We start from the raw sequence: 25,588 nt of genomic DNA, 5'->3' as shown, positions 1-25,588 counted from the left end.
CTTGATCTCGGCCAATCGGCAAGATGTTGCGTATTACCAGTTGTCCTTGAACCATTTTACCGCCCGTTTCAGCGATCTGGCCGGATATCTGTCGGCCGGAATTTCGAAATCCCACCATTCATCCTGTGGATTCGCCGCAAAGAGCGAGAGGCCAACCGCACTGGAAAATGCAGGCCCGATAGCGGCTTGCGGCAATCCCTGCACCCGCAACGGACGGCCCAAACGCACCTGCTGGCCCAGAATTTTGCTGGCCAAACCATCAAGGCCGGGGATCTGGCTGCCGCCGCCTGTCAGCACGATCTGCTGACTTGGCAAATGCTCAAAACCCGCCGCATCCAGACAGCTGCGTACCTCTTCCAGAATTTCCTCGACCCGGGGGCGCATGATCCCGATCAGTTCGGCCCGGCTGACCGTCCGACGGTCGTGCTCCCAATCGCCGGTATCGCCGCCGATTTCGATCATCTCGCGATCATCCATGCCGGTGGCGACAACGCCGCCATAAAATGTCTTGATCCGTTCGGCTGTCGCCGCCGGAATCTGCAGCCCCATGGAGATATCACTGGTCACATGTTCACCACCCATGCGCACGGCATCGGCATAGATCATGTGTTTCTTCATAAAGACCGAAATGCCGGTTGATCCGCCGCCAAGGTCGATACAGGCCGCGCCCAGTTCTTGTTCGTCCTCGACCAGCGATGACATGCCCGACACATAGGCCGACGACGCCAGCCCGGCGAGTTCAAGATCACAGCGCTTGATACAGTAAAACAGATTCTGAACGGCGGTCGCATCGACCGTGAGCATATGCATATCCGTGGTCAGTTGATGGCCAATCTGCCCGCGCGGATCAGCAAGACCCGACCGGTGATCCAGCGCGAAATTGACCGGCTGCGCGTGCAGCACCTCGCGATCCGCGCCATAATCCGGCACGTCGCAGCTGGCCATGACCTGACTGATATCCTGCTCGGTCACCATGCCGCCCGCCACATCGAGCGCGCCGTCCAGACCGTAAGACCGGGGCCGCGCACCAGACAGACACGCGATCACATGATCGACACGAACATTGGCCATTTTCTGGGCCGCCTGCACAGCCGTGCGAATGGCGCGTTCGGTTTCCTGCATCGCGTCGACTTCGCCAAAGCGGACACCGCGTGACCTGGTTGTCGCCGCACCGATCACCCGAAACTGTGACTGGCCCGCCATGGAGCCCACACCATCGACACTGCGAAACCGCTCGGGTCCGTCAAAGCGCAACACCAGACAGGCGATCTTGGATGTGCCCACATCCAGAATAGCCACAACACCCCGCTGCATCGCCGCCTTGCGCATCTGCCGCATCGCCCGCTGACTGTCGTAAAGATCGCCCATTAGTCGCCTGCCCCATCGTTTGTTGTTATTTCGCTGACACGGCGCAGGGCCGCCGCAGCTTCTGCATTCATTCTTAGTGTCGGGCGTTGCGCATTGCGCATGTCCACCACGACCACATCACGCGCCAGCATGTCCTGCGCTTCGTTCAACGCGATGATCCGCTCGAACGCGGGAACGGCCCCGTCATCGGGCAACAGGATGCGCTGGTCGCGATCCAGCACGATATCCCAGCGCCGTTCACCCATGCGCACGACGCCACGGACGCGGTCACGCAAAGGACCGGCCCCGGCATAAAGCGCCAGCGCCTCGGCGATATTCTGTTCGGCGCCATCGCCGGCGATCAGCGGCAAATCCAACCGATCAGCACGGGTTGGCACAGTGCCTGATTCCACACCATCCGCATCAATCAGGCGCAATGTTGTGCCGTCACGCCACAGGGCCACCGGCACGCGCGGGGTCACAGCCACTTCCAACGCGCCGCCCTGCCCAACCTTGACGCTGGCTGATTTGACCGCGTCAAGCGCCTCGACCGTGCGGCGCATCGCCTCAAGATCCAGATCGAAAGAAGAGACCGGAAAGGTCACCGGCAAGGCCGCATCAACCAGCGCGGTGAGCGCATCATCGGCACCGGTAATGGCAATCGCCTGCACCATGAATTGCGGACGGGTCTGAAAGCTTTGCTTTGCTTCGGCAATCCGGGTGTTCAGCATTTCGCGGTTTTCGGGCTTGGAAAAGAACGATGTGGCGATGGCCGCAATCAGCAGGATCGGCACACCAATGCGTACGCTAGCCCGGAAGCCCGGCGTCAGCATCAAACGCTGATAGCGATAGGTCAGCTTGGACGGCGCGGGATCGCGCGGCGCAGTGGCCGGTTTGCGGCGGATCAGCGATCGCATGACGCGTCCTCCACCAGCCAGCGGCACAGTTGGGGAAAGGTGACGCCCACATGTGCCGCCTGTTCGGGGGTGAGTGATGTGGGCGTCATACCCGGCTGGGTATTGGTTTCGAGCAGGATCAGACCATCCAGACCGCGGGCTTCATCCCAGCGAAAATCGGTGCGGCTGATCCCGCGGCAACCCAGCACGCGATGGGCGCGCAGGGCGTAATCCATGCAGGCATCGAAAATCTCGGCGGGCACATCAGCAGGCAGCACATGGCGGGATCCGCCCGGCGCATATTTCGCATGATAATCATACCAGCCGTCGGTGATGATATCGGTCACGGTAAGGGCGCGGTCACCCACGACGGTCGTTGTCAGCTCTCGCCCCGGCGCATAAGCCTCGACCATGACCTGGTCGGGCATGTCATCGGCCAGTTGTGGCGGGCCATTTGCATCCTCATGCACAATGTAGATGCCCACGCTTGAGCCTTCATTGTAAGGCTTCACCACATAAGGCGGTGGCATGACATGGGCGGCACGCACATCGACAGCGGCCGCCAGAATGCTCTCCACGACAGGCAGACCTTCCTTGCGGTAAAGGTCCTTGGTGCGTTCCTTGTCCAGCGCCAGGGCAGAGGCCAGCACGCCGGAATGCGTGTAAGGGATTTGCAGCCACTCCAGAACGCCCTGAATGACGCCATCTTCGCCACCCGGACCATGAAGTGCATTGAAAACGACATCGGGGGCAATTTCGATCAGGCGTGCAGCAACGTCGCGGTCCGCATCGACCTCGATCACTTCGCATTCTGCCTCCCGCAAAGCTGTCGCACATTCGCGGCCCGTACTCAACGAAACTTCACGTTCCGCCGACGGACCGCCCATCAGGACTACAACTTTCGGGTTTGCCCTGCTCGACATACCCTACCGCCTCTTTCGCGGGTCTTTGGCGACCCGTCAATTATATCGATCCTTGCCTCGGATCAGGCCGTTTTCGGCCAGTTATTTTGCGGTATCTTCACCTAACCGGTTTCCGACCCGCATGATTTCCCATTCTAGCTCAATCCCTTGGCTAGCGTAAACCTTTTTCCGCACCTCTTCGCCCAAATCCTCCAGATCGGCGGCAGTTGCGTCACCGGCATTGGTCAGGAAATTGGAGTGTTTGGTGTTCATGACGGCCCCGCCCAGCGTGGCCCCGCGCATCCCCGCCTGATCAATCACCTTCCAAGCCTTCAGATCATGAACATCATCCGCTTGCCCGGTCGAGGAAAAACCCGCCGGATTGCGAAAGGTCGATCCGGCAGTGCGATCCTTGGTCGGCTGGGTTTCGTCGCGCTTGGCCAACTGGTCCTGCATTTGCTGCGCCAAAGCCTCGGGATCGCCTGCGGGCGGGGTAAACCGGGCTTGCACGATCACGGCACCGTCAGGGATGACGCTTTGGCGATAGGCGAGTTTCAGGGCGTCGGTCGCCACCTGGGTCACCGTGCCATCGCGCAGCACCAGGGTTACCGATGTTAAAACATCGGCCACGTAAGTCCCGTAACACCCCGCATTCATCCGCACAGCACCGCCAATCGTGCCGGGAATCGTGCGCAGAAATGTCAGGTCCAGCCCTGCCTCGGCGGCCTTGCGCGCAACATGGGCGTCAAGCGCAGCCGCGCCAGCGGTGACAATACCACCCTCAATGCTGATTCCATTAAACCCGCGCCCCAGACGAATGACGACACCGCCAATTCCCCCGTCGCGGACAATCAGGTTACTGCCTACCCCCATCGGAAACACCGGCACAGCCGGATCAAGGGCGGCGAGAAATTCGGACAGATCATCAACATCGGCGGGCTGAAACAACATTTCAGCGGGTCCACCGACCCGCATCCATGTCAGTTCCGCCAACGGGCGATGCGCGGTCAGTGTGCCGCGCACCGGAGGGAGGTCAAGCATGTATCATCCTTCTGCCACGCAGCCATCCAACAAGGCCACCCAATCCAAGTCCTGCACCGGCGGGCGCCGCCAAAAAGGCCAGCGCAATAACGTAACCAAAGCCGTCCCAGCCGCTGGCCTGTTCCATTCCAAAAAACATCGTACCTGTAAACCCTGCCCAAAGCAGGCCCAGCAATGTCAGGATCGGTGCGCTGCGTGCTTTGGCGGCGAAATAGGTCGCTACGCCGGCCGCCAGAAAAGTCCCAATAGGAACAGCAAAAATCAGGAATTCTTCACCAGTCATGATTCGTCTCCATTTATGAACATTGTTCATTTTTAGCAAATTAATGAACAGTGTTCAAGTATTTTGTGAAGCGCCCTAAATCCGCCGATCATCCTTGCGACGCAGCATCCACCCAAGCAGCGCCCCTGCCCCCGCCCCGACCAGCGTTGGCAACACAAACAGCAACGCGCCACCCATGGCGATCACCGGGTCAATCCCAAAGGGTCGCCCGGCGGCATAGATCAGGATCGTCAGCACCGCACCCAGCCCCGAGATGATGCTCAGCGCCAACCCGGACTGCCCGCCGCGCACCAAACGCGCCAGCCCCATAAAGGCGATCAGCGCGCAGGCGCACATGACACCGAGAATGGCAAATGTCTGCATCATCAGCGCTGTAACTGGCGGCGCAGCCAGCGATAAAGATAGATCAGCGGCCAGCGCAGCACCGATGCTGCAACGATCAGGAAAATGACAGCATATATCATGGTACCGCTCCAGATCAGCCAAACCAGCATTGGTGCCCCGATCGCCATCAGAACATAGGCCCGCCGCCAGTGATTGTCGTTGGAGGGGATCAGGGCCATCACAAAGGCCACGACGATCCACAGACAAATCGCCAGGATCGGCGCCATCATTTCGGGATCTCCGGCCGCTCACCACGGGCCCGTTTGTAAAGATAGATCAGCGGATTGCGGAACATGGACACAAAGGCCAGCAACCCCAAGACACCGAAAACCCAGCCATGCGCATAGCCGATCCAGACAATCAGAAACGGGGCAGCAATCAGCAGGGTCAAACCCGGCTTATACTGATGCTTCATAGGCAACAGCGCCACAATCGTGGCAGCAAGCACCCAAAGGCAGCCGATGATCAGCGGCAAACTCATGGATGTTCGGTGGCCTGACTAGTCATCTTAATAAACCTGCGTCAATCATGCTCTGATATCGACAGATTAAGGCAGACATAGACGATGGCCAAGAGATCATAACAAAACCATCGCGGATTGACCCACTTGCCCCAAGATCTCGTCATCCGTGTTATCGCTGTCGGGGACTTCTTCCTACGTGGTGGATGCGCCAAGCCGCGCCGGCAACCCGTTCGCCCAGGCGCTGATCGTCCCCGCCCCGAGGCAGACAACCATATCGCCCGGCCTTGCCTGTTCGCGGATGATCCGCACCAGATCATCCTCGGATTCGACGATCCGTGCATGTCTGTGGCCGTGCCGGATCAGACCTGCGACCAGATCGGCGTGGCTCGCGCCTTTGATGGGCTCTTCGCCGGCCGCAAAGACTTCAGAGATACCCACCACGTCGGCATCGTTGAAACAGGCGCAGAATTCATCGAAGTGATGCGACAAGCGGGTATAGCGGTGCGGCTGATGCACGGCGATGACCCGACCTTCGCTCGCCTGCCGGGCCGCTTTCAGCACGGCGGCAATCTCAACCGGGTGATGGCCGTAGTCATCAATGATCGTCACCCCGTCCACTTCACCGACCTTGGTAAAGCGCCGGTTGACACCGCCAAAGCCCTTTAAGGCCGCTTTGATCTCGTCCTTTTTCATGCCCAAGTGGCGGGCGACTGCGACAGCAGACAAGGCGTTGGACACGTTATGGTCCCCCGGCATCGGCAATTCGCAACCTTCGATCACAGCGTCTTCATTCTGCAGGGCGATGTCGAAATGGGCCACGCCTGACTTATAGGTCAGGTTGATCGCACGCACATCGGCCTGCGCGTTGAACCCAAAAGTGACGACCCGCCGGTCAGTGATCTTGCCGACCAGCGACTGGACATCCGCGTCATCGGTGCAGCACACGGCCAGCCCGTAAAAGGGGATGTTCGACACGAAATCGTAGAAGCCCTGATGCAGCGCCTCCTCTGTGCCCCAATGCTCCATATGCTCGGGGTCGATATTGGTCACGATAGCGATGGTCGCTGGCAAGCGGTTGAACGTGCCATCGCTTTCATCGGCCTCCACCACCATCCATTCGCCCTGCCCCATGCGCGCGTTGGAGCCATAGGCGTGGATGATGCCGCCATTGATCACGGTCGGGTCGATCCCGCCTTCGTCCAGCAGGGCCGCGACCATGGTGGTTGTCGTGGTCTTGCCATGTGTGCCTGCCACGGCCACGTTGGATTTCAGGCGCATCAGTTCGGCCAGCATCTCGGCCCGGCGGACGACAGGCAGGCCCTTGGCCCGCGCCTGATCCAGTTCGGGATTCCCCGGCTTGATGGCTGACGAAATCACAACCACCTCAGCCCCTTCTAGGTTTTCAGCGCGCTGGCCTTCATAGATCACAGCGCCCAGCGCTTTCAGCCGGTCGGTGATCTTGGACGATTTCAGATCAGACCCCTGCACCTGATAGCCATGGTTCAAGAGCACCTCGGCGATACCGGACATGCCAATCCCACCGATGCCCACAAAATGGATCGGACCCACATCAAGGGGCAGTTTTGTTGCTGCGTTCATCACCGGGTTCCCGTCCATCATGTTTCGCGTCCCTCTGCCAGATTTTCCACCAATTGCACAAGGCGTTCCGTCGCATCCGGCACGCCACAGGCGCGGGCAGCCTGCGCCATTTTCATCGCCCCATCGCTGTTTTCAAAGACCAGCGCAATCTGGTCGCGCAATGTGTCCACCTCGAACATCGTCTCGGGCATCATGATCGCCGCCCCCGCCTCAACCAGTTGGCGGGCATTCGCGGTCTGCTCATCCCGAATGGCGCTGGCCAGCGGCACCCAGATCGCGGGGCGCCCGATGATGCTCACATCCGCCACGGTCGACGCGCCGGAACGGGCAATCACCAATTGCGCATCCGCCATCCGCCCCGGCACATCGTGAAAGAAAGTCTGCACATCCGCAGTCAGCAACTCGCTTTCATAATAATCAGTCACCCGGGCCAGATCCTCTTCCCGAGCCTGTTGGCTGACGCGGATATTGCGACGCAGATGTTCGGGCAGGCTGGCGATGGCAGGCGGCACGATATCGGACAGAATACGCGCACCCTGGCTGCCGCCGAGAACCAGAATGGACATCGGATAGTCGCCAGGCGGAATGTAGGGGGCGCCCTCGCGTTCCAGAATGGCTGCACGGACCGGGTTGCCGGTATGCACACCCTCAACACCTGCGGGTAACTCGGTAGGCCAGGTCCCGCAGGCCACCGCATCGACACGGCGGGCAAAAAGCTGATTGACCCGGCCAAGCACGCCATTCTGTTCATGGATCATGCGTGGCACACGCAAGGCCCAGGCTGCCGCCATCGCCGGGATCGCGGGATAGCCGCCAAAGCCTATAACAACGCTGGGCCGGTCGCGCAGCATCCGCCATTTGGCCGCGACGATGCCGCCCAGAACGCGGAACGGGACCAGCAGCTTTTGCAAAATGCCGCCACGGGCAAAGGTGGCGCTGCCCACCACGTTGATTTCGACCGCATCGGGGAACCCACCTGTATAACGCGCACCACGCGCATCGGTGGACAGTTTCACCCGCCAACCCTTTTCCAGCATCGCCTCGGCCAGGGCCTGCGCGGGAAACATATGCCCGCCGGTTCCCCCGGCGGCGATGATCAGCAGCGGTGATTTCATCGATTGGCCCTGCGCAACAGGATATCCTCCATCTCGCCCTGCGGACGCGTGCGGGTAAAGGCAAGCAGCATGCCCACGGCAATGCCACCGGCAATCAGGGACGACCCGCCATAGGACACAAATGGCAACGTCATGCCCTTGGCCGGTAACAGGCGGACCGCGACCCCCATGTTGATCATCGCCTGCACACCGAACGCACAGGCCAGTCCCGTGCCCGCCAGCCGAATAAAGGGATCACGTTCTTTCATCAGGCGCAGCAGGGATCGGACAACAATCACCGTATAGAGAGCGATGATAACCAGCACGCAGATCAGGCCGTATTCCTCTGCCGCGACAGCAATAATGAAATCGGTATGAGCATCCGGCAGCGACCATTTCACCTGCCCCTCGCCCACACCAACGCCAAAGAAGCCACCTTCGCGGATGGCATTGGTGGCATAACCCAGCTGGGTGGTCGGATCGACATCAGGGGACAGGAACCCGTCAATCCGGCGGGCAAAATGCTCGGAATTGGAATAGGCGACAGTACCAGCAAACACCACCAAACCGGCGAGCATGCACAGGATCAGCATCGGGGCACCGGCCACGAAATACATCACACCCCAGGCAAACAGGATCAGGGCCGCCTGCCCGAAATCCGGCTGCATCGCCAACATCAGGACAATCACCATGGTCAGCACAAATGAGTATGATTTGCCCGGCGGGCCACCGATCTGCTGGCTCGCGGCAAGCAACCAGGCCGCCATGACAATGAAGCCAGGCTTAAGGAATTCAGACGGTTGCAACGACGCAAAACCCAGTGAATACCAGCGCACTGCCCCTTTGCCGAAATCCGTGCCCAGCACGGGCAGCATGGCAAGGGCAGCAAAGGCCGCGATAAATCCCAACACGGCCAGACGGCGGACAAGTTTGGGTGACATCATCGAAATGACGAACATCACCACCATCGCCATGGCACCAAAGATCGCCTGACGGGTCACATAATGAAACGGCTCCAGCCCGTTCTTGGCCGCCAGGGGTGGGGATGACGCAAGACCCAGCAACAGACCAATCCCGAACAGGATCAGAATGCAGGACATTGTCCATTTATCAATTGTCCGCCACCACCGGGGAAGAACCGGGTCACCGGATGATACCGGGACCGTCCCATAGACCATTTCCGTCATGGATCACCGCCAAACTGCCTCTACTGCCCGGTTTGTCCCGGGTCTGATGGCACCTTAACGCGCAACTTCTCGCGATTCCACCAAAACCTTCTGCTTCTTCCGAGCACAAATATCCCCGCCGGAGGCATCAAATTTCTGGAAATTTGATATCCCGTCTGTCCCATGCCACATGGACCGGATGAAGGTTGAAACTCTTATCATCGGGGCCGGGGCGGCTGGCATGATGTGCGCGGCCCATGCAGGCCCCGGCGCGCTGATCGTTGATCATGCAAAGGCCCCGGGTGAAAAAATCCGCATCTCCGGCGGCGGGCGCTGCAACTTCACCAACCTGCACACCAGCCCCGCCAATTTCCTCAGCCAGAACAGGCATTTCTGCAAATCGGCGCTGGGGCGGTATACCCAGTGGGATTTCATTGATCTGGTCGATCAACACCGGATTCCGTGGCATGAAAAGACGCTGGGCCAGCTGTTCTGCGACACCACAGCCCGCGACATCATCGCCATGCTGCTGGCGGAAATGGACAAGGCGGGCGCGCAACTTTGGTTGCTGACTGACGTAGGCGAGATCAGCCATGATGGCAGCCATTTCTGCGTCATGCTGAGCCGCGAGGGGCGCGCAACAGCAGTCACCGCGCGGAATCTTGTTGTCGCCTCCGGCGGCAAATCCATTCCCAAGATGGGGGCGACCGGGCTTGGCTATCGGATTGCCGAACAGTTCGGCTTGCCCTTGATCACGCCCCGTCCCGGCCTTGTCCCGCTCACCTTTTCAGACGACAGGTTCAAACCGCTGGCAGGTGTCGCGACCCCGGCACGGGTCACCGCCAACGGCACCAGCTTTGATGAGGCGATCCTGTTCACCCATCGCGGCCTGTCCGGCCCCGCGGTGCTGCAAGCGTCGTCATACTGGCACGAGGGCGAGACGATCAGCGTGAACCTGTCGCCAAAGATGAACCTTCTGGGCACGTTGCAAAGGCAACGCAAAGCGGACGGGCGCAAAGCGCTGACGACCGTGCTGGGCCAGCATCTGCCAAGCCGCCTGATTGATCATCTGGGCGATGAACTAAACCTGAAGGGCAACATCGCCGATCAAAGCGATCTGCGGCTGCAGACCCTTTGCGACGCGCTGCAAAACTGGACGCTGACACCCGGCGGATCAGAGGGGTACCGCACCGCAGAAGTCACGCTGGGGGGCGTGGACACCGACGCGCTCTCCTCGAAAACCATGGCAACGAAGGCGGTTCCGGGGCTCTATTTCATTGGCGAATGCGTGGATGTGACCGGCTGGCTCGGCGGCTACAACTTCCAATGGGCCTGGTCGTCGGGCTGGGCAGCCGGGCGCGCCATTGCCGCGTCGTAAGATGGGTTTAAACCCATCTTACCTTGTCGCATCTGTCACGCGATCAACGAAATCCTCGCCGCGTTTCTCGAAATTGTCATACTGATCGAACGATGCCGCCGCCGGCGCCAACAGCACAACCTCGCCCGGCTCCGCCTCGGCCACAGCCTTGGCCACAGCCACATCCATTGTCGTACAGACCTCCGCCTCTGTCCCGGTCAGTTGCCGCGCGAACCCTTCTGCCTCGCGCCCGATCACATAGGCCTTCACCACATGACCCAGATACGGCACCAGCCCGTCCAGCCCACCATCTTTCTGCAAGCCGCCGCAAATCCAGCGAATTTTCGGAAAGGCCTGCAAGGCCTTGGCGGCGCTGTCCACATTGGTGGCTTTACTGTCATTGACAAAGATCACCCCGTCTTTCTCGGCCACCACCTGACTACGATGGGGCAGGCCGGGGTAGCTGCGCATCGCGGCCTCAATCCCTTTGGGGCCGAGGCCTAGCGTTCGGCAGGTGCCATAGGCCGCGCAGGCGTTCTGGTGGTTATGCGCGCCCGGCAACCCCTTGATATCGCGTAGATCTATCGACCCGATCTGCCGGCCTTTGCGGAATTCTGACAGGAACCCTTTGCGTGCAAAAACGCTCCAGCCGCGTGTCAGTTTCTGACCCGAAGAGACGCGGATGACCCGATCATCCTCCGCATTTTCGGTCAGTTGATTGACCAGATAGCGGCCCTCGACCTCGTCCACGCCGATCACGGCGCGATCCGGACCGCCCTCGGCAAAGAGCCTGCGTTTGGCTGCGAAATACCCGCCAAGGCCTGCATGACGGTCGAGGTGATCAGGAGAAAGATTTGTAAAAACAGCGACATCCGGGGTCATTGCCCGGGCGAGGTCGGTCTGGTAGGAGGACAATTCCAACACCACAACCTCGCCATCATGGGCCGGATCAATATCCAACACCCCGCGCCCGATATTGCCTGCCAATTGGGCGGGGCGGCCATTCTCGACCAGGATGTGATGGATCAGGGCGGCGGTGGTCGATTTGCCGTTTGATCCGGTCACCGCGATCACCCGGGGGGTGGTGTCGAAACTGTCCCAGTCCTGGGTCGCAAAAGACCGAAAAAACAGCCCGATATCATTGTCCACGGGCACACCGGCCTGCATGGCGGTTGCAATGACAGGGTGCGGGGCGGGGTAAAGATGGGGAATGCCGGGGCTGACGATCAGGGCCGCAACATCTTCAAAAGCTTGCGCTTTTGTCAGGTCGCGCAGGTCGAACCCGTCCTGTTCGGCAGCTTCGCGGGCAGGCACACTATCGTCCCAAACCACCGGTACGGCCCCACCGGCGCGCAAAGCCACAGCCGCCGCGCGACCTGTACGGCCAAGGCCCAGAACGGCCACGGTCCGGCCCGCATATCCCTGCACTGGTATCATCGTCGCACCCCTGTTCCGGCAGCCCAATCGCCCGCGCATCAATGCGCATTTTGCGGCCAAGCACAACGGGCGGACGCAACGTTCGGTAGGGCGGAGAGGGCCGCGCAACACCCCTGATCCGCCGAATCACGGGAATCGCAGTTAATGCTGGTGTTTTGGGGAAAATCGCCGGTCGGATTTGCGTCGGCAAAACGTCGGACTTGCGTCGGACCCTTTGCGCGGAATTTCCGGGGTTAAAGGAGCGCGCGGTGGAAAGTGTGAAAGTGGCGTTAAGGTTTTTGGATAGCAGATCATGTTCCCGCCACGCCTTGACAAAGAGACCGCACTGCCCGGCATCCAGATCGCATGATCCAATGAATACCTCCATTCCCTCGCGGACCAGACCAGCCGCAATCGCTTTACCGATCCCGCAGTTTTCGTCTGTGGCCAGTGCCTTTGGTTGCAATGAAGATCATGACGTGCCGTCAATGCGTCAGGAAAGGCAGCGCTTGCGCCCGGAACAAGACTGCGTCGCGGCGGTTCTAACTGCCTTTCATGACGGACCAGCAACCGATGACACCAAGCCAAGCGGACTTTCTATCAACACATACTGATTATCTCTCTTCAGCATAATCCTTACTTCGGCAGAAACTGTTTTTTAACCATTCGGACAGAAGTTGAGCCAACGCAGAAGCGTAGAACGACATACCAAAAGGATAAGAGAATGTCCGGCCGAATCCTGATCATTGATACCGTTGCAACGAACCGCATCGTGTTGAAAGTAAAAATGCTGGCCGCACAATTTTCTGTCGATGCCTGTTCCAGCCGGATCGAGGCCGAAGCAATCATTTCCACCAACCGGCCTGACCTGATTCTCATCAACCTGTCTGACCCGGTCGAGGATCGGCACGAGTTCTGCCGCACCCTGAAAAACGATCCGCAGACATCCGGAATTGCGGTGATCGCCGTTGGCGTGGCCGATACATCCAAGGCCCGGTTCGCCGCCCTTGATGTCGGCGCCGATGACGTGTTGCCGCGCCCGATGAATGACACGCTGCTGCTGGCGCGTATTCGCAGCCTTTTGCGCGTGCGCAGCGCCAGCCAGGAACTGCTGCTGCGCGACAGCACCAGCCGCGCCCTTGGCTTTGAAGAGGCGAACGCGCTGTTTGAAACAGCCGCTCATGTCGCTCTTTTGTCGCCAGAGGATATGCAGGACGGCAATCTGCTGACCATGCTGGGCAAGGGTCTTGGCCAGCCGGTTCGCACGTTGTCGACAGCCGGGGTCCTGAAGGCAACGGCCGTCACACCAGTGCCCGATCTATTTGTCATCGACGCATCGTCGGACACCAGCCAGCACGCCTTGTTCCGGCTTGTCTCGGACTTGCGGTCGCGGTCCGAAACCCGGCAATCGACCCAGCTGATCGTGGTCCCCCATGGCGAACCCGACATGGCGGCCATGTTCCTTGACCTTGGCGCTGATGACATCGTCACCAGCGGCACCTCGCAAGGCGAATTGTCGTTGCGGGCCAAGGCGTTGATCCGGCGCAAGCTGTTGCATGACCGGCTGCGCGATACGGTACGCAACGGGCTGCATGCTGCCGTGACTGACCCGCTGACCGGGCTATACAACCGACGCTATGTGGAATCGCATCTGACCCGGCTTGCCGAACAGTCGCGTGGATCAGGGCGCGAACTGGCGGTGATGATGCTGGATATCGACCATTTCAAATCCGTGAATGACACATATGGACACGCGGCAGGCGACAAGGTGCTGGTGCAACTGGCCGACCGGCTGCGCGAAAATCTGCGCGCGATTGATCTGGTCGCCCGTGTCGGCGGTGAGGAGTTTCTGGTCGCCATGCCGCGCACCAGCGCGGTCCAGGCCCGCAACGCGGCCAACCGGCTGCGCAGGCTGGTCAATTGCCGCCCCTTTGATCTGGGCAATGGCGGGCCAAAGCTGCGGGTCACCGCATCGGTTGGTGTTGCTGTCAGCGGCCAGAACGGGATGCATCAGACAGAACTCACGCGCATGTGCGATCAGGCGGATGCCGCCCTTTATGCGGCAAAATCCGCCGGGCGCGATCAGGTGGCGCTTAGTAAATCAGCCGCCTGAGCGGCGCTCGCGCAGCGGGCGCGACAACTCCTGCTCCAGAATATCGGCAAATGCGGCACGCCGTTCCGGCGACATCGCCGTGATCTGATCAATGAAAGCCTCCTGCGCCGCGTTCTGGATATCGCCCAGACGCGCACGTTGCTCTGCGATCACGTCGCGCAGGGCGTCGGGGTTAAACGGATCCTGCCGCAAACTGGCAATCATCAGGGCCGTCTGGGCGCGCATCTCGCCCCGGCGCAGGCCGGTATCCCGGCGCAAGGCCATGCCGATGGCGCGCCGTTCCTGCGGATCAAGGGCGCGTGCAACCGGACCAAGCCCCAGATCGAACGCCCGTGGCGGCCCGTCACCCAGACGCCCCGACGCCACAGCCCCCACAACCAGCCCCACAACCGCCAGGTTAAGCGCCAGCGAGATCACAAAGATCATCCGCCACAGGCGCGACGGCTTGCTGCTCACCGGTTCAGCCATCCGCAAACCCCTCACCTGTCAGAAAATCAGCGCCGGAAAACAGATCGACCGAAACAACATCGCCCGTTAATCCTGCCGCAAACTCATCGACCACAGCCGGGGGCGCCACGCCGAACCAGAGACCCGCAATGGTTGCTGCGGTCAGCGTCCCTATCGCGGGCCATCCGCCCACCAGATCGAAAAACCGGAACCAAAAACCGGGGGCGCGGGGGGTCACATCTGCCGGTTTCGCCTGCTGCACCGCATCCGCATCCGCCAGCACGCACGCCATCAGATCCTTGGATACAGCCGGTTTCACGTCCCGCGCCTCGGCGAACAGATCATCCAGCATTTTGTCATTCGGGTCAGTCATCGTCATACCCCAGTTCTGCCTTTCGTCCGGCCATGATATCGGCCAGGGCCCGTTTGCCGCGCGCTGTCAGACTTTCCACCGACCGCACGCTGATGTCCATGATTTGCGCAATTTCGGGGTTGGACAGCCCCTCAAGGTGACGCAGCGCCACCGCTTGTGCCTGCCGGTCCGGCAACCGGGCCAATGCATCCGACAGGGCGCGCATCCGCAGATCGGTCTGCATCCGGGTGGTGACACTGGGCGTGCCATCGACCGGTTCGGCCACCTGATCCAGTGACATCGCCCCGCGCCGTTTGCGCAGCCGGTCGGTGCACAGATTGGCCACCACCCTGTACATCCAAGTGCTGACCTGCGCTTCGCCCTGCCGCCAGTCGGGCGCGATTTTCCATAGCCGCATCATGGCGTCCTGCGCCACATCTTCGGCCTCGGCATGATCAGACAACATGCGCGTAGCCTGCGCCAGCACACGCGGCAACAGCCGGGCCGCCAGATCGGCGGCCGCCTGACCATCGCCATTGGCAAAGGCCACCAGCAAAGCGGCGTCGGACACCGGGGTCGCGGGATCGGGTGCTGCTGTCATGTCTCGCTTTGCTAGCCAGATCAGGGCGCCAAGTCCATCGGCAGGGGGTGAGGCGCCCCCCGCCGATGCCCGGATCAGTTGCGGCCGCGGGGGCCATTGCCATTACCACGGCGACCGCCGCCGTCACGGTCTCGTCCACCGCGCCGTTCCTTTGCCGCGGCGAATTCATCCTCTGAAATCGCACCATCGTCGTCGGCGTCGGCACGGTCGAACATTTCCGCCATCCGGTCACCGCCGCGTGCCTGCAACTCTGATTGTTGCAGCAGGCCATCACCATTCGTATCCAGACGCTCCAGCATGCGGGCCGCGCGTTCCGATACGCGCTCGGCCCCTGCGGCCTCCAGTTCTTCAGCAGACAGGGCACCGTCGCCATTGGTATCGCGGGCGGCAAACCGGGCCGCACCTTGCGCCTGCAGTTCTTCCAGTGTCACGACACCATCACCATTGGCATCCAGTGTCGCAAAATCCGGGCGCTCGCGGGGGCCTTGGGCCTCAACCGCGCCAGCAGCCATCACCGTGCCCGACAAAAGGGCCATCATCAAAAGTCGCGTTTTCATTCCTGTATCCTTACTTCTTTGGTTCATCGCAGCGTGTCTTGGCTGCTGACCCTCCTTCAACGGATACCGGGCGCATTTCCGTCGCGGATTCTTGCGAAAATGCGCTTACCCTTGCGTCAACCCCTGTGACACGCAGACGCAAACCCGCCCTGCCCCCTTTCAAATTCCGCATTGATGCGCCATGACGCGTCCATCAGACCCGGAGTGCCGCAGATGTCAGACGCCCAGACCAACCCGCAGGAACGGCCCATGAAACCCGCCATCTGGCACGGGCTGCGCCGCCGCTGCCCCAATTGCGGCGACGGGGCCCTGTTCGAAGGCTATCTGAAAGTCACCCATGACTGCCCTGTCTGTCAGGAAGAACTGCACCATCATCGCGCCGATGATGGCCCGGCTTACCTGACGATCCTGCTGGTCGCGCATATCCTTGGCTTTGCCATGCATTTCATGTGGGTCCAGTTCCGCCCTGACCCTTTGGTCATGGGGACGATTTTGGCGGTTGGCGCGGTGGCCCTGTCGCTTTACCTTCTGCCAAGGCTCAAGGGGATGGTCGTTGGCATCCAGTGGGCAAAGCGCATGCATGGGTTCGGGCAAAAGGTCTGACCCGTCAGGGGAAAGACATGGATAAGACTGACATTCGTGATGCGGCCACCATCATCGTGCTGCGTGACCCGCACAGGGCACCGGCGGTGCTCATGGGCCAGCGGGGCAAGGATGCGGCCTTTATGCCCGGCAAATTCGTCTTTCCCGGCGGGGCGGTCGATACCAATGATGCCATGGTGCCGATCACACCGCTGGACAAGCTCCATAGCAAACGCCTGACCGAAGAAAGCCACCTGACGCCGCAAACCCTCGCCGCCGCGGCCATCCGTGAACTCTGGGAAGAAACCGGTCAGATCATCGGGCACAAGGCCAAATGGCGCGACGCCCCCAAAGGCTGGCGCGGTTTCGCCACCGCTGGATACCAACCCAATGGGGCCGCCCTCGAATTCTTCTTTCGCGCTGTCACCCCCAAGGGACGCACCCGCCGGTTTGACGCGCGGTTCTTTCTGACACGCGCTGACGATCTGGTCACCAACCCCGATGATTTCGGCGGGGCGGAGGATGAACTGGCCCATCTGCAATGGGTCCCGCTGGCTGAGGCACGCAATTTTGATCTGCCCTTCATTACGCAGGTGGTTCTGGCCGAACTGGGCGGGCGGATCAAACGGGGCGAACCTGCCTCAAGCGTTCCGTTCTTCCGCAATGACGATGAGAAGAACCTGATCTCACGGCTGGGCAACCGCAGCCTGCTTTAGGTTACCAGCACAAGCATGACGATACTCGCCGTCAGCAGCAGCAATCCCTGCCATTCGCGCCGGTCGATCCGTTCGCCGAATACGAACGCGCCGATGATCAGCGAAAACACCAGCTCCACCTGCCCGACCGCGTTCACATAAGCCGCGTTCTGCAACGTATAGGCCATGAACCAGCAGATCGAACCAACCATACTGGTCAGCCCCACCAGCCCGGCCACCCGCCAGACCCGCAACACAAGGCTGATCTGCCCCCGCTCGCGCCAGGCCAGCCAACCGGCCATCGCCACAGTCTGAAACGCCGTCACAAAGGCCAGCGTGACAATCGCTCTGTAAAAGAAATCACCATCGCCCAGCGACAGCGACGCGCCGCGATAGCCATTGCCGGAAATCGCAAACAACATCCCCGCCCCCAGGCCAAGCGCCGTGGCGCGGTTGAAAATCCGGCGATGCCACGCGCCCACCCCATCCGGCGGGTCCGACAACAGCAGAACCCCCGCCAGTCCCAGGCACATCGCCCCGATAGCAGGCCAAGAGAACACATCGCCCAGCACCAAAAACCCGACAGCCGCGCTCAGCAGCACCTCGGTCTTCTTGAACGTGATCCCGACGGCAAAGTTGCGATGCGCAAAGAGCGCCACCACACACATCGTCGCCAATATCTGCGACGTGCCGCCCGCCAGCATGTAAGGCCAGAACGCAGGCGGGATCTGCGGCGCGCCCTGCCCGCTTGTATTGGCATAGACAATCGCAATGACGGCAACCAAAGGCGAGGAATAGATGAACCGGGCAAAGGTCGCGCCCGCCGTCGATAGCTGCGTCGCCTTCAGATGCTTTTGCAGCATGAAACGCAGCGACTGCGCAAAGGCCGCCGCCATGGTGATGGGGATCCAAAGCTCCATGAAAACCGCTATGCCCCTGAAATCAGGGAAAGACTAGGGGGAATGACATGGCAAGCATTTGCGAGTTTCCCGCCTATTCCTCGCCCCGACCCTCCGCGTCACGATCGCGCCCGTAACCTCGGGCAGTCGGAAATGGCGGCAACCACTCTTCGCGCCGAATGACCCAGCATTCGTATGTCGGTCGGAGTTGGTCGGGCGCGTCCAGTGATCCAAGATGCAGTTCGACCTCGTCATCTGTGCGTGCAAAGACTGACGATCCGCAAACAGGGCAAAAATGCCGACCGGCATGGCTGCGTGTCTCACCCTCGACTGTCACCGCATCCTGCGGAAATACCGCCGCGGCATAGAACAACGCGCCGTGATGCTTGCGACAGTCAAGGCAATGACAAACACCCACCCGGTATGGCGCGCCCGAAGCAGAAAATCTGACGCGACCACAAAGACAACCGCCCGTATATCGATCCATGCTTCGTCTCCGTCAGTGTCGTAACGCTCAACGCACCCCCACCGCTGCCCCGGCGCCGTCAGGGCGCGGCAACGCGGCATGGGCAGCGGCAACGCGGCCCAATGGCACCGCAACCCGATCATCCGGATCGCAGGCGCGCCGCGTCTCCAAACTCACATGCAGCAGGAAATGTTCGCCGGTGGCCAACTCTCGATCCCCTTCGAACATCCGGTGGAACAGATGCATCTTCTTGCCTTCACCCTGCAATACCTGCGTTTCCACCCGGATCATCGCCCCGGCATGGACCTCGTCCAGATGCCGGATATGGGTTTCAGCGGTGAAAAAGCTGGAGCCACTGGCGATATAATCTGCATCACACCCCACCAGCCACATCATCCGGTCCGTGGCATCGCCAAAGGCCTGCAGATACTTCGCCTCGTTCATGTGGCCGTTATAATCGGTCCAGTCCAGCGGCACGACACGTTCAACCGTCACAATCGGCTGGGTCAGATCATCGGGCAGGGCGATCTGCCCGGTCAGCCGCGCATCATGTGCCTTCAGCAGGGCACCCGCCCCCCAATCCTGCGTCTTCAGCCCGCGCAGGATCGTGACAAGGTTATTGTCGCGGGCGCGTTCGAGCTCGCGGATACTCAGGTGACCGGATTGCGCATCTGACTGCCCCGCCACCTGATCGATCAACTCATCGGTGAGTTCCGGCACATCCATCAGCTTGGTCCATGGCCACTGCAGGCATGGGCCAAACTGTTCGATGAAATGGCGCATACCGGCCTCGCCCCCGGCAATCCGATAGGTCTCGAACAGACCCATCTGCGCCCAGCGCAGGCCAAACCCGTAACGGATGGCACTGTCGATTTCCTCGGTCGTGGCGATCCCGTCCTTGATCAGCCACAGCGCCTCGCGCCAGACCGCCTCAAGAAACCGGTCGGCAATATGGGCGTCAATCTCGGCGCGCACATGCAGGGGATACATACCGATGTCGGTCAGAATATCCTTGGCCTGCTGCACAAACGCGGTCTGGTTTTTGTCGGTCGGCACCAGTTCCACCAGCGGCAGCAGGTAGACCGGGTTGAACGGATGCGCGACCAGGATCTGTTCCGGCCGGGTCGCACAGCCCTGCAATTCAGACGGTTTGAACCCGCTGGTTGATGACGCAATCACCGCCGCAGGGTCGCAGTGTTCCTGCACGGTCTGATACACCTTGCGCTTCAGCTCCAGCCGTTCCGGCACGCTTTCCTGTATCCAGACGGCACCGGCAACCGCGTCAGACATGGCATCGTGAAAACTCAAGCGGCCTTCGGGCGGCAGTGCCACATCCGACAGGCCCGGCAGCGACCGGCGGGCATTCGCGATCACCTCACCGATCTTGCGTTCCGCCTGCGGGTCAGGGTCAAAGACCCGCACATCCCATCCCATCAGCAAAAATCGGGCGGCCCAGCCGCCGCCGATCACACCACCGCCGATGATGGCTGCCACCTGCCCCATCGCCTAGCCCGCTGGATTAGAGGCGGGATTGTTGAACTCATCCACCGGCTGCGGCTCTCCGCGCACCTGCGGATCACAGGCAATCATCGACGTGCTGGCATCGCGGATGATCAGACCACCCCGCGCACGGCATTGCTCAAACGTCATGGCATTGCCGATGACCATGAACTCGCGCGTTCCGCCACCACCGCCCAGACCGGGACCGCCTTCACAGGCGGCCAGCCCCATCACACATCCCAAAACCAGACGTTTCATTGGGCCACCTCCATCAACCGGCTCAGATCATAACCATTGAAACGCAGAATATCACGTGCGGCATTCAGCCGGTCCTGCGGGATCACCGGATCCCGGTTCAGGATCCAGCCCGACCGACCATTCGGCGCGCCCACAACGGCGGTGCGATACCCATCGTCCGTCCACAAAACCCAGTAATCCGCGGCCACAAACGGCACACTGTCAAACCGGACCTTCAACCGGCCCGGCCCCACGATCTCAGCCGTGCCTTCAATGCGGGATTTCTCACTGCCATCGGGATTGCGGCAGATATTCAGCACCGACAGCAAGCCATCGTCGCGCAGCCCGTATTCCGCCGTGACCCCGACACAGCCTGCCTCGAACGGGACAGGATAGCGGGCCACTTCGTACCATGTGCCGACATAACGCTCCGGTTCGAACACCGCCTTGGATGAAATCGGCGCATCGGTATCGCGATAGACCGCAAAAAGTCCTCCCTCAGACGCGCATCCCGCCAAAAGCAGGATCAGGGCCAGCGCCCTCATGCCGGTGCCCGTTTGGTCAGACCCAGCTTTTTGCGCACTGCATCAGGGCCAATCACCCGCGCGCCCAGATTTTCGATGATATCCACCGCGCGGTCCACCAGTTGCGCATTGGTGGCCAGCACGCCCTTGCCCAGCATCAGGTTATCCTCAAGCCCCACACGCACATTGCCCCCCGCCAGCACCGATGCGGCAACATAAGGCATCTGCGACCGGCCCAGACCAAAGGCGGAAAACGTCCAGTCCTCCGGCACATTACTCACCATCGCCATGAAGGTGTTCAGATCATCCGGTGCACCCCACGGCACACCCATGCACAACTGGACCAGCGCGGGGCTGTCCAGCACACCGTCCTTCACCAGCTGCTTGGCATACCACAGATGCCCTGTATCAAACGCCTCGATCTCGGGCTTGACGCCCAGTTCGGTCATCATCCGGCCCATCGCCTGCAACATGCCCGGCGTGTTGGTCATGACATAATCGGCCTCGGCGAAATTCATCGTGCCGCAATCCAGCGTGCAGATCTCTGGCAGGCAAGCGGCCACATGGGCCACCCGCTCGGTCGCCCCCACCATATCGGTGCCAGCCACGGTGGGCAGCGGTGTCTCAACCCCGCCAAACACCATATCGCCGCCCATGCCAGCGGTCAGGTTCAGCACCACATCAACCTCTGCATCTCGGATACGGTCGGTGACCTCACGATACAGGTCCAGCCGGCGCGACGGGGCACCGGTGTCAGGGTCACGCACATGGCAATGCACCACGGCAGCGCCTGCCCTGGCGGCATCAATTGCGCTATCGGCAATCTGCTGCGGCGACCGGGGGACATGCGGGCTGCGATCCTGGGTAGATCCCGACCCCGTGACAGCACAGGTGATAAAAACCTCTCGGTTCATCTGCAATGGCATGGGGTCCTCCTCCGTCATGGTGCCTCGCGGACCTTTCCCGAAACCGCCACCGCGCGCAAGGCAGAAGTCTTGACAGATTTGGCCGATCTCTGGCACATCATCTGCATGACGACACAAAACCATATCGCTGCGGTTTACTTTACCTGCCCCACATAGGCGGCGGGATCATTTCTGACATCTGACATCATCCAGCCGCCCTGCAAAGGGCGACAGAAACGTTGGTCTTTGCGGGCCCCGGACAACGCAAGGACACGACACCATGATCACCATCACCCCCGCCACGGCACGCGACGTGCCCGACCTTTTGGCCATGATCCGCAAACTCTGCGCCTTTCACGGCGACCCCTGCCATATGGGGCTGGCGGACACGCAAACGCGGCTGATTGACGGGACGCTGACCACCCTGATCGCAAGGGCATCGGGCGTCGCCGCGGGCTACTCGGTGCTGGAACCACGCTGGCGACCGATGAACACCGGAGACCTTCTGGATATCGCGCATCTGTTTGTCGAGGAACCACTGCGCGGACGCGGGATCGGCAAGGCGCTGATCAAAGCCGCCCGCGATCACGCGAGCCAAGCTGCGGCCTGCCACCTAACCATCGGTACCGCCCCTGACAACCCAAGCGCCGCCGCCGCCTACAGGGCCATGGGCTTCGAAGAGATCACCAGCCAGCCGGGGCCACGCTTCACCATCCCGCTGTCAGCGGATGCAAAGCGGGGCGTCGGATAAATGGAGCCGTTTCATGTGGACAGAGCTGAGATCTGCTGTGCGGAACGAAGTTACCCTTCGCTACATACGCCGCGGTGTTCGCTTCCTTCCGAATACGGTCAAAAGTCCTATTCGTCTTGTACTTCTGCCTCTAAGACTACCAGCTGATTGAACAGCGCCCGGTTGTGGGTTGTTACTCTGATCTGCTTACCGTGTAACGGAGAGAGATCGAGGATCCTCAACGTTCCGGAGAGGTTCAGGCCCTGAAGCGGTGCAGTCGCAAGAGGAATGATGTCGGTCACGCCAGAGCTATGCGATAGGTCCGCCCACTGGATTGGTGCATCGGTCAGCGGCTCAAGGCTTGTCACTGCATCGCAGTTCTTCATCGAAAAGCGCTCGATCGGCGCGCCCTGAAGGCCATCAAGCGTGGTCAGACCGGGCAGATTGACCAGAGACACCTCGGAAAGTGTCGGGGAAAAGACTTGCCTGAAACTGGTGACCTGCGCCAAATCCACCATCACGATGCTCGTCAATTGTGATGTGTCGAATGACGGCAACTCCGTTACTGCCGGTAGAAGGGAGAGAGATAGGCTTTCCAGCGGCAGCTCCGAAAGTGGCGACAGATCCGCGACCGCAGGCAGTGCTTGAAGTCGCAAATGTTCGATAGGCTGGTTTCTCAATGGCTCAAGTGTTCCGACGACCGGCAAATCCACCAATATGACCTCGGTCAGCACCTTGCCAGAGAGAGGGGTCAAGTCGCGAATGCTGACTTCATACAGCGCGATGTTTTCCAATGGTGCCTCTGCCAAGAACGAAAGATCGCTTATTGGCGTACGACTTAGCGAAACGCTCCGCAGTTGCATCCCTGTCAAAGCAGAAACATCCGTCAGGCTATACATCTCCGACAGCGACACGGACTCAAGCTGCATCTCCGACAGAGCTGACAGGTTGGTCACACCGGTCAAGCCGCGAAGGGAAAGAGACCTAAGTTCGAGGAGAGAAAGAGCCGACAAATCCGCAGGCCCGATGGGGACCCGACCATCCTGTGTGTTGTAGTTGAAGCCGGGGTCCAACTCGAGGCTCAGCCGCTCCAACGGCAGGTCTGAAAGTGGCGATAGATCGTCCAGCAAAAAAACACCTGTCAACGTCAGAGAGGTCAACTCGGTTTCGCGCAGCGGCGAAATGTCTGTGAGCTCCTGCCCGTTCTTGATCGTCAGACTTTGTAGTGCCCCAACAATCGCGGCCGCCGCGACGATCTGCTGCAAGTCTGCATCTCCGATGGCATCTTGCACGCGAAGATGCAGTGCGCGCTCCTGCTCCGATGAACCGTACTCCGATAATGATCCAACTGTGTTGAGAAACGCACGAGCGTCGTCGGCAGTTTCAAAGGCAACCGCACCTAGCGGTGCCGCCACCAGACAAAATAAAACCAGGAAGGTCGTCAGTATTCGCCGCTTTGTCATCGCATCCTCTTGTTTGTACGTGCAACAGCGGCTTGACCAATACGCGCCTAGTCAAACTGCGTTCGAAAAACCCAAGACTGAGAAAAGAACTGTCGCCAGCCGCAGCACCAAACCAAACGCACTGCATAAATCAGGTAGGCGTGACATCAAGCTTGCCACAGGGGATAATCGACCGCAAGATGATGCACCATTGGGCACCGGTTCTGTCCGTAGCCGACATTCGTGCATGGCGCAGCATCAGGCAGAATGGGCTCATACCAGACATAAGCATCTTTTACCTAGTTACCCAGTTCCCACTGTCGGCACCTGCGCCCGCATTAAACCTTTCTTCACGCCTACCACCGTACGCCCTGTTAACCCGCGAAAATACCGCCAAAAGGTCCGACGGTTTGCCGACGCAAATCCGACGCGATGCCGACCGCCGTTTTCCCTGCAAAATAAGGTGTTAACCTATGATTCGCCGTCAGCGCGAAAAAACCACCGTACGATGGGGGCCGAGAAACACCTGCGAACGGTGGGTCAGTAGGGCATCGGATGCGCCCGATTGAGGTTGTCAATTGCGCCCACCACCTCATCCGACAGCACCACATCCGCCCCTGCCAAGATGCGGTCCAACTGTGCTGCGGTCGTCGCCCCGAAAATCGCCGACACCGCAAAGGGCCGCGTTCGCTGCCATGCCATCGCCATGTGCACCGGATCGAGTCCATGTTCAGCGGACAGGTCAAGATAGGCCTGCATCGCCTCGAAAACGCGCGGCGATTTGCGCCCGCCCAGATCACCGTTGATCGCCATCCGGCTGCCATCCGGCACCGCACCATTCTGGTACTTGCCAGTCAGCAACCCGCAGGCCAGTGGCGAAAATGACAGCAGCGTCACATCCTCGTTCACCGCCATTTCGGCCATGTCGGTATCGTACAGACGGCACAGCAGCGAATATTCATTCTGCACCGATGCCATGCGGGGCAGGCCCGCGCATTCGGCCTGATCGATCCATTTCGTCATGCCCCAGGCACTTTCGTTGGACATGCCTATCGCCTTGATTTTCCCTGCTTTTACGCAGTCGCCCAGCGCCGTCAGCACATCCATCATATGATCCAGCGTGTCCTGCCGATTCTGCCCTGACGGATCATACGTCCAGTTCTGGCGGAACATGTAAGACCCGCGCAGCGGCCAGTGCATCTGATAAAGGTCGATCACATCGGTCTGCAGCCGTTTGAGCGATGTATCCACGGCCTCTCGGATCACCGCGCCATCATAGCCACGCCCCTCGCGGACCCAGCCCGGATTGTCGCCAGAGACCTTGGTGGCGATCACGATGTCATCGCGTCGTCCCGTCTTGGCGATCCAGTTGCCGATGACCTGCTCAGACAGGCCCACGGTTTCGGCCCGGATCGGATTGACTGGATACATCTCAGCCGTATCCAGAAAATTGATCCCAGCATCCACGGCCATATCAATCTGTGTATGGGCGTCATCCTGAGGCGTCTGATTGCCATAAGTCATTGTGCCCAAACACCAATCGCTGACCATGATGTCGGTGCGGCCAAGGGGGATCATTTTCATCGCGCA

29 protein-coding genes are annotated in these 25,588 nt (G+C 60.4%); 5 read left to right on the top strand and 24 right to left on the bottom strand.

The window, feature by feature from the left end:
- Nucleotides 1-33: 33 nt before the first annotated feature.
- From ftsA to ftsW, 11 genes are all read right to left on the bottom strand, one after another.
- Nucleotides 34-1,368, bottom strand: coding sequence for a cell division protein FtsA (gene ftsA / locus ACFWW4_RS09980; protein WP_411890703.1), 1,335 nt, complete (start codon nt 1,366-1,368; stop codon nt 34-36).
- Entirely contained in the window at nt 1,368-2,264 is an 897-nt protein-coding gene (locus ACFWW4_RS09975; protein WP_411890702.1) for a cell division protein FtsQ/DivIB, read from the bottom strand. The genes ftsA and ACFWW4_RS09975 overlap by 1 nt, the downstream gene beginning before the upstream one ends.
- Nucleotides 2,252-3,130 (bottom strand): D-alanine--D-alanine ligase, encoded by an 879-nt coding sequence (locus ACFWW4_RS09970; protein ID WP_411890761.1) that lies wholly within the window; start codon nt 3,128-3,130, stop codon nt 2,252-2,254. Before ACFWW4_RS09970 ends, ACFWW4_RS09975 begins: the two co-directional genes overlap by 13 nt.
- A gap of 117 nt (nt 3,131-3,247) precedes the next feature.
- Complete coding sequence (murB, locus tag ACFWW4_RS09965; protein WP_411890701.1) at nt 3,248-4,186, bottom strand: UDP-N-acetylmuramate dehydrogenase; 939 nt, start codon at nt 4,184-4,186, stop codon at nt 3,248-3,250.
- Nucleotides 4,179-4,469 (bottom strand): hypothetical protein, encoded by a 291-nt coding sequence (locus ACFWW4_RS09960; protein ID WP_411890700.1) that lies wholly within the window; start codon nt 4,467-4,469, stop codon nt 4,179-4,181. The genes murB and ACFWW4_RS09960 overlap by 8 nt, the downstream gene beginning before the upstream one ends.
- 75 nt (nt 4,470-4,544) lie before the next feature.
- Complete coding sequence (locus ACFWW4_RS09955) at nt 4,545-4,835, bottom strand: UDP-N-acetylmuramate--alanine ligase (protein ID WP_393931087.1); 291 nt, start codon at nt 4,833-4,835, stop codon at nt 4,545-4,547.
- Nucleotides 4,835-5,083, bottom strand: coding sequence for a DUF2484 family protein (locus tag ACFWW4_RS09950; RefSeq protein WP_411890699.1), 249 nt, complete (start codon nt 5,081-5,083; stop codon nt 4,835-4,837). The genes ACFWW4_RS09955 and ACFWW4_RS09950 overlap by 1 nt, the downstream gene beginning before the upstream one ends.
- A complete protein-coding gene (locus ACFWW4_RS09945) occupies nt 5,080-5,334 on the bottom strand; it encodes a DUF2484 family protein (protein ID WP_411890698.1) in 255 nt (84 codons plus the stop codon). The genes ACFWW4_RS09950 and ACFWW4_RS09945 overlap by 4 nt, the downstream gene beginning before the upstream one ends.
- A gap of 174 nt (nt 5,335-5,508) precedes the next feature.
- A complete protein-coding gene (gene murC / locus ACFWW4_RS09940; RefSeq protein ID WP_411890760.1) occupies nt 5,509-6,915 on the bottom strand; it encodes a UDP-N-acetylmuramate--L-alanine ligase in 1,407 nt (468 codons plus the stop codon).
- A gap of 17 nt (nt 6,916-6,932) precedes the next feature.
- Nucleotides 6,933-8,030, bottom strand: a complete 1,098-nt coding sequence (locus ACFWW4_RS09935; RefSeq protein WP_411890697.1) for a UDP-N-acetylglucosamine--N-acetylmuramyl-(pentapeptide) pyrophosphoryl-undecaprenol N-acetylglucosamine transferase — start codon at nt 8,028-8,030, stop codon at nt 6,933-6,935.
- Entirely contained in the window at nt 8,027-9,196 is a 1,170-nt protein-coding gene (gene ftsW, locus ACFWW4_RS09930) for a putative lipid II flippase FtsW (RefSeq protein ID WP_411890696.1), read from the bottom strand. The genes ACFWW4_RS09935 and ftsW overlap by 4 nt, the downstream gene beginning before the upstream one ends.
- Before the next feature lie 178 nt (nt 9,197-9,374).
- Here ftsW and ACFWW4_RS09925 point away from each other — a divergent pair, with 178 nt between their 5' ends.
- The gene (locus tag ACFWW4_RS09925; protein ID WP_411890695.1) at nt 9,375-10,553 is read left to right on the top strand and encodes an NAD(P)/FAD-dependent oxidoreductase; all 1,179 of its coding nucleotides are present in this window, start codon (nt 9,375-9,377) and stop codon (nt 10,551-10,553) included.
- Nucleotides 10,554-10,571: 18 nt separating this feature from the next.
- Here ACFWW4_RS09925 and murD read toward each other — a convergent pair whose 3' ends face one another.
- Complete coding sequence (murD, locus tag ACFWW4_RS09920) at nt 10,572-11,969, bottom strand: UDP-N-acetylmuramoyl-L-alanine--D-glutamate ligase (RefSeq protein WP_411890694.1); 1,398 nt, start codon at nt 11,967-11,969, stop codon at nt 10,572-10,574.
- Nucleotides 11,970-12,672: 703 nt separating this feature from the next.
- Between murD and ACFWW4_RS09915 the strand changes: the two genes are divergently transcribed.
- The gene (locus ACFWW4_RS09915) at nt 12,673-14,061 is read left to right on the top strand and encodes a diguanylate cyclase (protein WP_411890693.1); all 1,389 of its coding nucleotides are present in this window, start codon (nt 12,673-12,675) and stop codon (nt 14,059-14,061) included.
- On the opposite strand, the gene ACFWW4_RS09910 is transcribed toward ACFWW4_RS09915, so the two are convergent.
- The 4 genes from ACFWW4_RS09910 to ACFWW4_RS09895 all read right to left on the bottom strand — a co-directional run bounded on the left by ACFWW4_RS09910 (nt 14,050) and on the right by ACFWW4_RS09895 (nt 16,018).
- Entirely contained in the window at nt 14,050-14,529 is a 480-nt protein-coding gene (locus tag ACFWW4_RS09910) for a periplasmic heavy metal sensor (protein ID WP_393926920.1), read from the bottom strand. The genes ACFWW4_RS09915 and ACFWW4_RS09910 overlap by 12 nt on opposite strands.
- A complete protein-coding gene (locus ACFWW4_RS09905) occupies nt 14,522-14,881 on the bottom strand; it encodes a hypothetical protein (protein WP_411890692.1) in 360 nt (119 codons plus the stop codon). The genes ACFWW4_RS09910 and ACFWW4_RS09905 overlap by 8 nt, the downstream gene beginning before the upstream one ends.
- Nucleotides 14,874-15,461, bottom strand: coding sequence for an RNA polymerase sigma factor (locus tag ACFWW4_RS09900; RefSeq protein WP_411890691.1), 588 nt, complete (start codon nt 15,459-15,461; stop codon nt 14,874-14,876). Before ACFWW4_RS09900 ends, ACFWW4_RS09905 begins: the two co-directional genes overlap by 8 nt.
- A 74-nt stretch (nt 15,462-15,535) precedes the next feature.
- On the bottom strand, nt 15,536-16,018 hold the full coding sequence (locus tag ACFWW4_RS09895; RefSeq protein WP_411890690.1) for an EF-hand domain-containing protein: 483 nt from the start codon (nt 16,016-16,018) through the stop codon (nt 15,536-15,538).
- 213 nt (nt 16,019-16,231) lie between these two features.
- On the opposite strand from ACFWW4_RS09895, the gene ACFWW4_RS09890 reads away from it, so the two are divergent.
- Nucleotides 16,232-16,621 carry a DUF983 domain-containing protein gene (locus tag ACFWW4_RS09890; RefSeq protein ID WP_393926911.1) on the top strand — a complete coding sequence of 130 codons (390 nt, stop codon included), beginning with the start codon at nt 16,232-16,234 and terminating at the stop codon, nt 16,619-16,621.
- 17 nt (nt 16,622-16,638) lie between these two features.
- Nucleotides 16,639-17,316, top strand: a complete 678-nt coding sequence (locus ACFWW4_RS09885) for an NUDIX hydrolase (protein ID WP_411890689.1) — start codon at nt 16,639-16,641, stop codon at nt 17,314-17,316.
- Here ACFWW4_RS09885 and ACFWW4_RS09880 read toward each other — a convergent pair.
- The 6 genes from ACFWW4_RS09880 to ACFWW4_RS09855 form a co-directional block, all read right to left on the bottom strand.
- Nucleotides 17,313-18,215, bottom strand: a complete 903-nt coding sequence (locus ACFWW4_RS09880) for a DMT family transporter (RefSeq protein ID WP_411890688.1) — start codon at nt 18,213-18,215, stop codon at nt 17,313-17,315. The genes ACFWW4_RS09885 and ACFWW4_RS09880 overlap by 4 nt on opposite strands.
- 73 nt (nt 18,216-18,288) lie before the next feature.
- Entirely contained in the window at nt 18,289-18,681 is a 393-nt protein-coding gene (locus ACFWW4_RS09875; RefSeq protein ID WP_411890687.1) for a GFA family protein, read from the bottom strand.
- 27 nt (nt 18,682-18,708) lie between these two features.
- Nucleotides 18,709-20,163 carry a carnitine 3-dehydrogenase gene (locus ACFWW4_RS09870; RefSeq protein ID WP_411890686.1) on the bottom strand — a complete coding sequence of 485 codons (1,455 nt, stop codon included), beginning with the start codon at nt 20,161-20,163 and terminating at the stop codon, nt 18,709-18,711.
- Between the two features lie 3 nt (nt 20,164-20,166).
- Entirely contained in the window at nt 20,167-20,418 is a 252-nt protein-coding gene (locus ACFWW4_RS09865) for a hypothetical protein (RefSeq protein WP_411890685.1), read from the bottom strand.
- Nucleotides 20,415-20,942 (bottom strand): lipocalin family protein, encoded by a 528-nt coding sequence (locus tag ACFWW4_RS09860; protein WP_411890684.1) that lies wholly within the window; start codon nt 20,940-20,942, stop codon nt 20,415-20,417. Before ACFWW4_RS09860 ends, ACFWW4_RS09865 begins: the two co-directional genes overlap by 4 nt.
- A complete protein-coding gene (locus ACFWW4_RS09855; protein WP_411890683.1) occupies nt 20,939-21,847 on the bottom strand; it encodes a 3-keto-5-aminohexanoate cleavage protein in 909 nt (302 codons plus the stop codon). Before ACFWW4_RS09855 ends, ACFWW4_RS09860 begins: the two co-directional genes overlap by 4 nt.
- 259 nt (nt 21,848-22,106) lie before the next feature.
- Here ACFWW4_RS09855 and ACFWW4_RS09850 point away from each other — a divergent pair, with 259 nt between their 5' ends.
- Entirely contained in the window at nt 22,107-22,577 is a 471-nt protein-coding gene (locus ACFWW4_RS09850) for an N-acetyltransferase family protein (protein ID WP_411890682.1), read from the top strand.
- A gap of 107 nt (nt 22,578-22,684) precedes the next feature.
- Here the strand turns inward: ACFWW4_RS09850 and ACFWW4_RS09845 are convergent, their stop codons facing one another.
- A complete protein-coding gene (locus tag ACFWW4_RS09845; protein WP_411890681.1) occupies nt 22,685-24,019 on the bottom strand; it encodes a hypothetical protein in 1,335 nt (444 codons plus the stop codon).
- Nucleotides 24,020-24,538: 519 nt separating this feature from the next.
- Nucleotides 24,539-25,582, bottom strand: a complete 1,044-nt coding sequence (locus tag ACFWW4_RS09840; RefSeq protein ID WP_411890680.1) for an aldo/keto reductase — start codon at nt 25,580-25,582, stop codon at nt 24,539-24,541.
- Between the last annotated feature and the right edge of the window lie 6 nt (nt 25,583-25,588).

The sequence above is a fragment of the Yoonia sp. SDW83-1 genome, from assembly GCF_046762885.1.
Taxonomy (GTDB): domain Bacteria; phylum Pseudomonadota; class Alphaproteobacteria; order Rhodobacterales; family Rhodobacteraceae; genus Yoonia.
The sequence above is the reverse complement of the archived record's forward strand: the minus strand, read 5'-3'. Positions and strand labels throughout refer to the sequence as shown.

Coding starts and splice junctions, on each gene's coding strand:
- ftsA (WP_411890703.1), bottom strand. CDS start 1,368: ATGGGCGATCTTTACGACAGTCAGCGGGCGATGCGGCAGATGCGCAAG.
- ACFWW4_RS09975 (WP_411890702.1), bottom strand. CDS start 2,264: ATGCGATCGCTGATCCGCCGCAAACCGGCCACTGCGCCGCGCGATCCC.
- ACFWW4_RS09970 (WP_411890761.1), bottom strand. CDS start 3,130: ATGGGCGGTCCGTCGGCGGAACGTGAAGTTTCGTTGAGTACGGGCCGC.
- murB (WP_411890701.1), bottom strand. CDS start 4,186: ATGCTTGACCTCCCTCCGGTGCGCGGCACACTGACCGCGCATCGCCCG.
- ACFWW4_RS09960 (WP_411890700.1), bottom strand. CDS start 4,469: ATGACTGGTGAAGAATTCCTGATTTTTGCTGTTCCTATTGGGACTTTT.
- ACFWW4_RS09955 (WP_393931087.1), bottom strand. CDS start 4,835: ATGATGCAGACATTTGCCATTCTCGGTGTCATGTGCGCCTGCGCGCTG.
- ACFWW4_RS09950 (WP_411890699.1), bottom strand. CDS start 5,083: ATGATGGCGCCGATCCTGGCGATTTGTCTGTGGATCGTCGTGGCCTTT.
- ACFWW4_RS09945 (WP_411890698.1), bottom strand. CDS start 5,334: ATGAGTTTGCCGCTGATCATCGGCTGCCTTTGGGTGCTTGCTGCCACG.
- murC (WP_411890760.1), bottom strand. CDS start 6,915: ATGAACGCAGCAACAAAACTGCCCCTTGATGTGGGTCCGATCCATTTT.
- ACFWW4_RS09935 (WP_411890697.1), bottom strand. CDS start 8,030: ATGAAATCACCGCTGCTGATCATCGCCGCCGGGGGAACCGGCGGGCAT.
- ftsW (WP_411890696.1), bottom strand. CDS start 9,196: ATGACGGAAATGGTCTATGGGACGGTCCCGGTATCATCCGGTGACCCG.
- ACFWW4_RS09925 (WP_411890695.1), top strand. CDS start 9,375: ATGAAGGTTGAAACTCTTATCATCGGGGCCGGGGCGGCTGGCATGATG.
- murD (WP_411890694.1), bottom strand. CDS start 11,969: ATGATACCAGTGCAGGGATATGCGGGCCGGACCGTGGCCGTTCTGGGC.
- ACFWW4_RS09915 (WP_411890693.1), top strand. CDS start 12,673: ATGTCCGGCCGAATCCTGATCATTGATACCGTTGCAACGAACCGCATC.
- ACFWW4_RS09910 (WP_393926920.1), bottom strand. CDS start 14,529: ATGGCTGAACCGGTGAGCAGCAAGCCGTCGCGCCTGTGGCGGATGATC.
- ACFWW4_RS09905 (WP_411890692.1), bottom strand. CDS start 14,881: ATGACTGACCCGAATGACAAAATGCTGGATGATCTGTTCGCCGAGGCG.
- ACFWW4_RS09900 (WP_411890691.1), bottom strand. CDS start 15,461: ATGACAGCAGCACCCGATCCCGCGACCCCGGTGTCCGACGCCGCTTTG.
- ACFWW4_RS09895 (WP_411890690.1), bottom strand. CDS start 16,018: ATGAAAACGCGACTTTTGATGATGGCCCTTTTGTCGGGCACGGTGATG.
- ACFWW4_RS09890 (WP_393926911.1), top strand. CDS start 16,232: ATGTCAGACGCCCAGACCAACCCGCAGGAACGGCCCATGAAACCCGCC.
- ACFWW4_RS09885 (WP_411890689.1), top strand. CDS start 16,639: ATGGATAAGACTGACATTCGTGATGCGGCCACCATCATCGTGCTGCGT.
- ACFWW4_RS09880 (WP_411890688.1), bottom strand. CDS start 18,215: ATGGAGCTTTGGATCCCCATCACCATGGCGGCGGCCTTTGCGCAGTCG.
- ACFWW4_RS09875 (WP_411890687.1), bottom strand. CDS start 18,681: ATGGATCGATATACGGGCGGTTGTCTTTGTGGTCGCGTCAGATTTTCT.
- ACFWW4_RS09870 (WP_411890686.1), bottom strand. CDS start 20,163: ATGGGGCAGGTGGCAGCCATCATCGGCGGTGGTGTGATCGGCGGCGGC.
- ACFWW4_RS09865 (WP_411890685.1), bottom strand. CDS start 20,418: ATGAAACGTCTGGTTTTGGGATGTGTGATGGGGCTGGCCGCCTGTGAA.
- ACFWW4_RS09860 (WP_411890684.1), bottom strand. CDS start 20,942: ATGAGGGCGCTGGCCCTGATCCTGCTTTTGGCGGGATGCGCGTCTGAG.
- ACFWW4_RS09855 (WP_411890683.1), bottom strand. CDS start 21,847: ATGCCATTGCAGATGAACCGAGAGGTTTTTATCACCTGTGCTGTCACG.
- ACFWW4_RS09850 (WP_411890682.1), top strand. CDS start 22,107: ATGATCACCATCACCCCCGCCACGGCACGCGACGTGCCCGACCTTTTG.
- ACFWW4_RS09845 (WP_411890681.1), bottom strand. CDS start 24,019: ATGACAAAGCGGCGAATACTGACGACCTTCCTGGTTTTATTTTGTCTG.
- ACFWW4_RS09840 (WP_411890680.1), bottom strand. CDS start 25,582: ATGAAAATGATCCCCCTTGGCCGCACCGACATCATGGTCAGCGATTGG.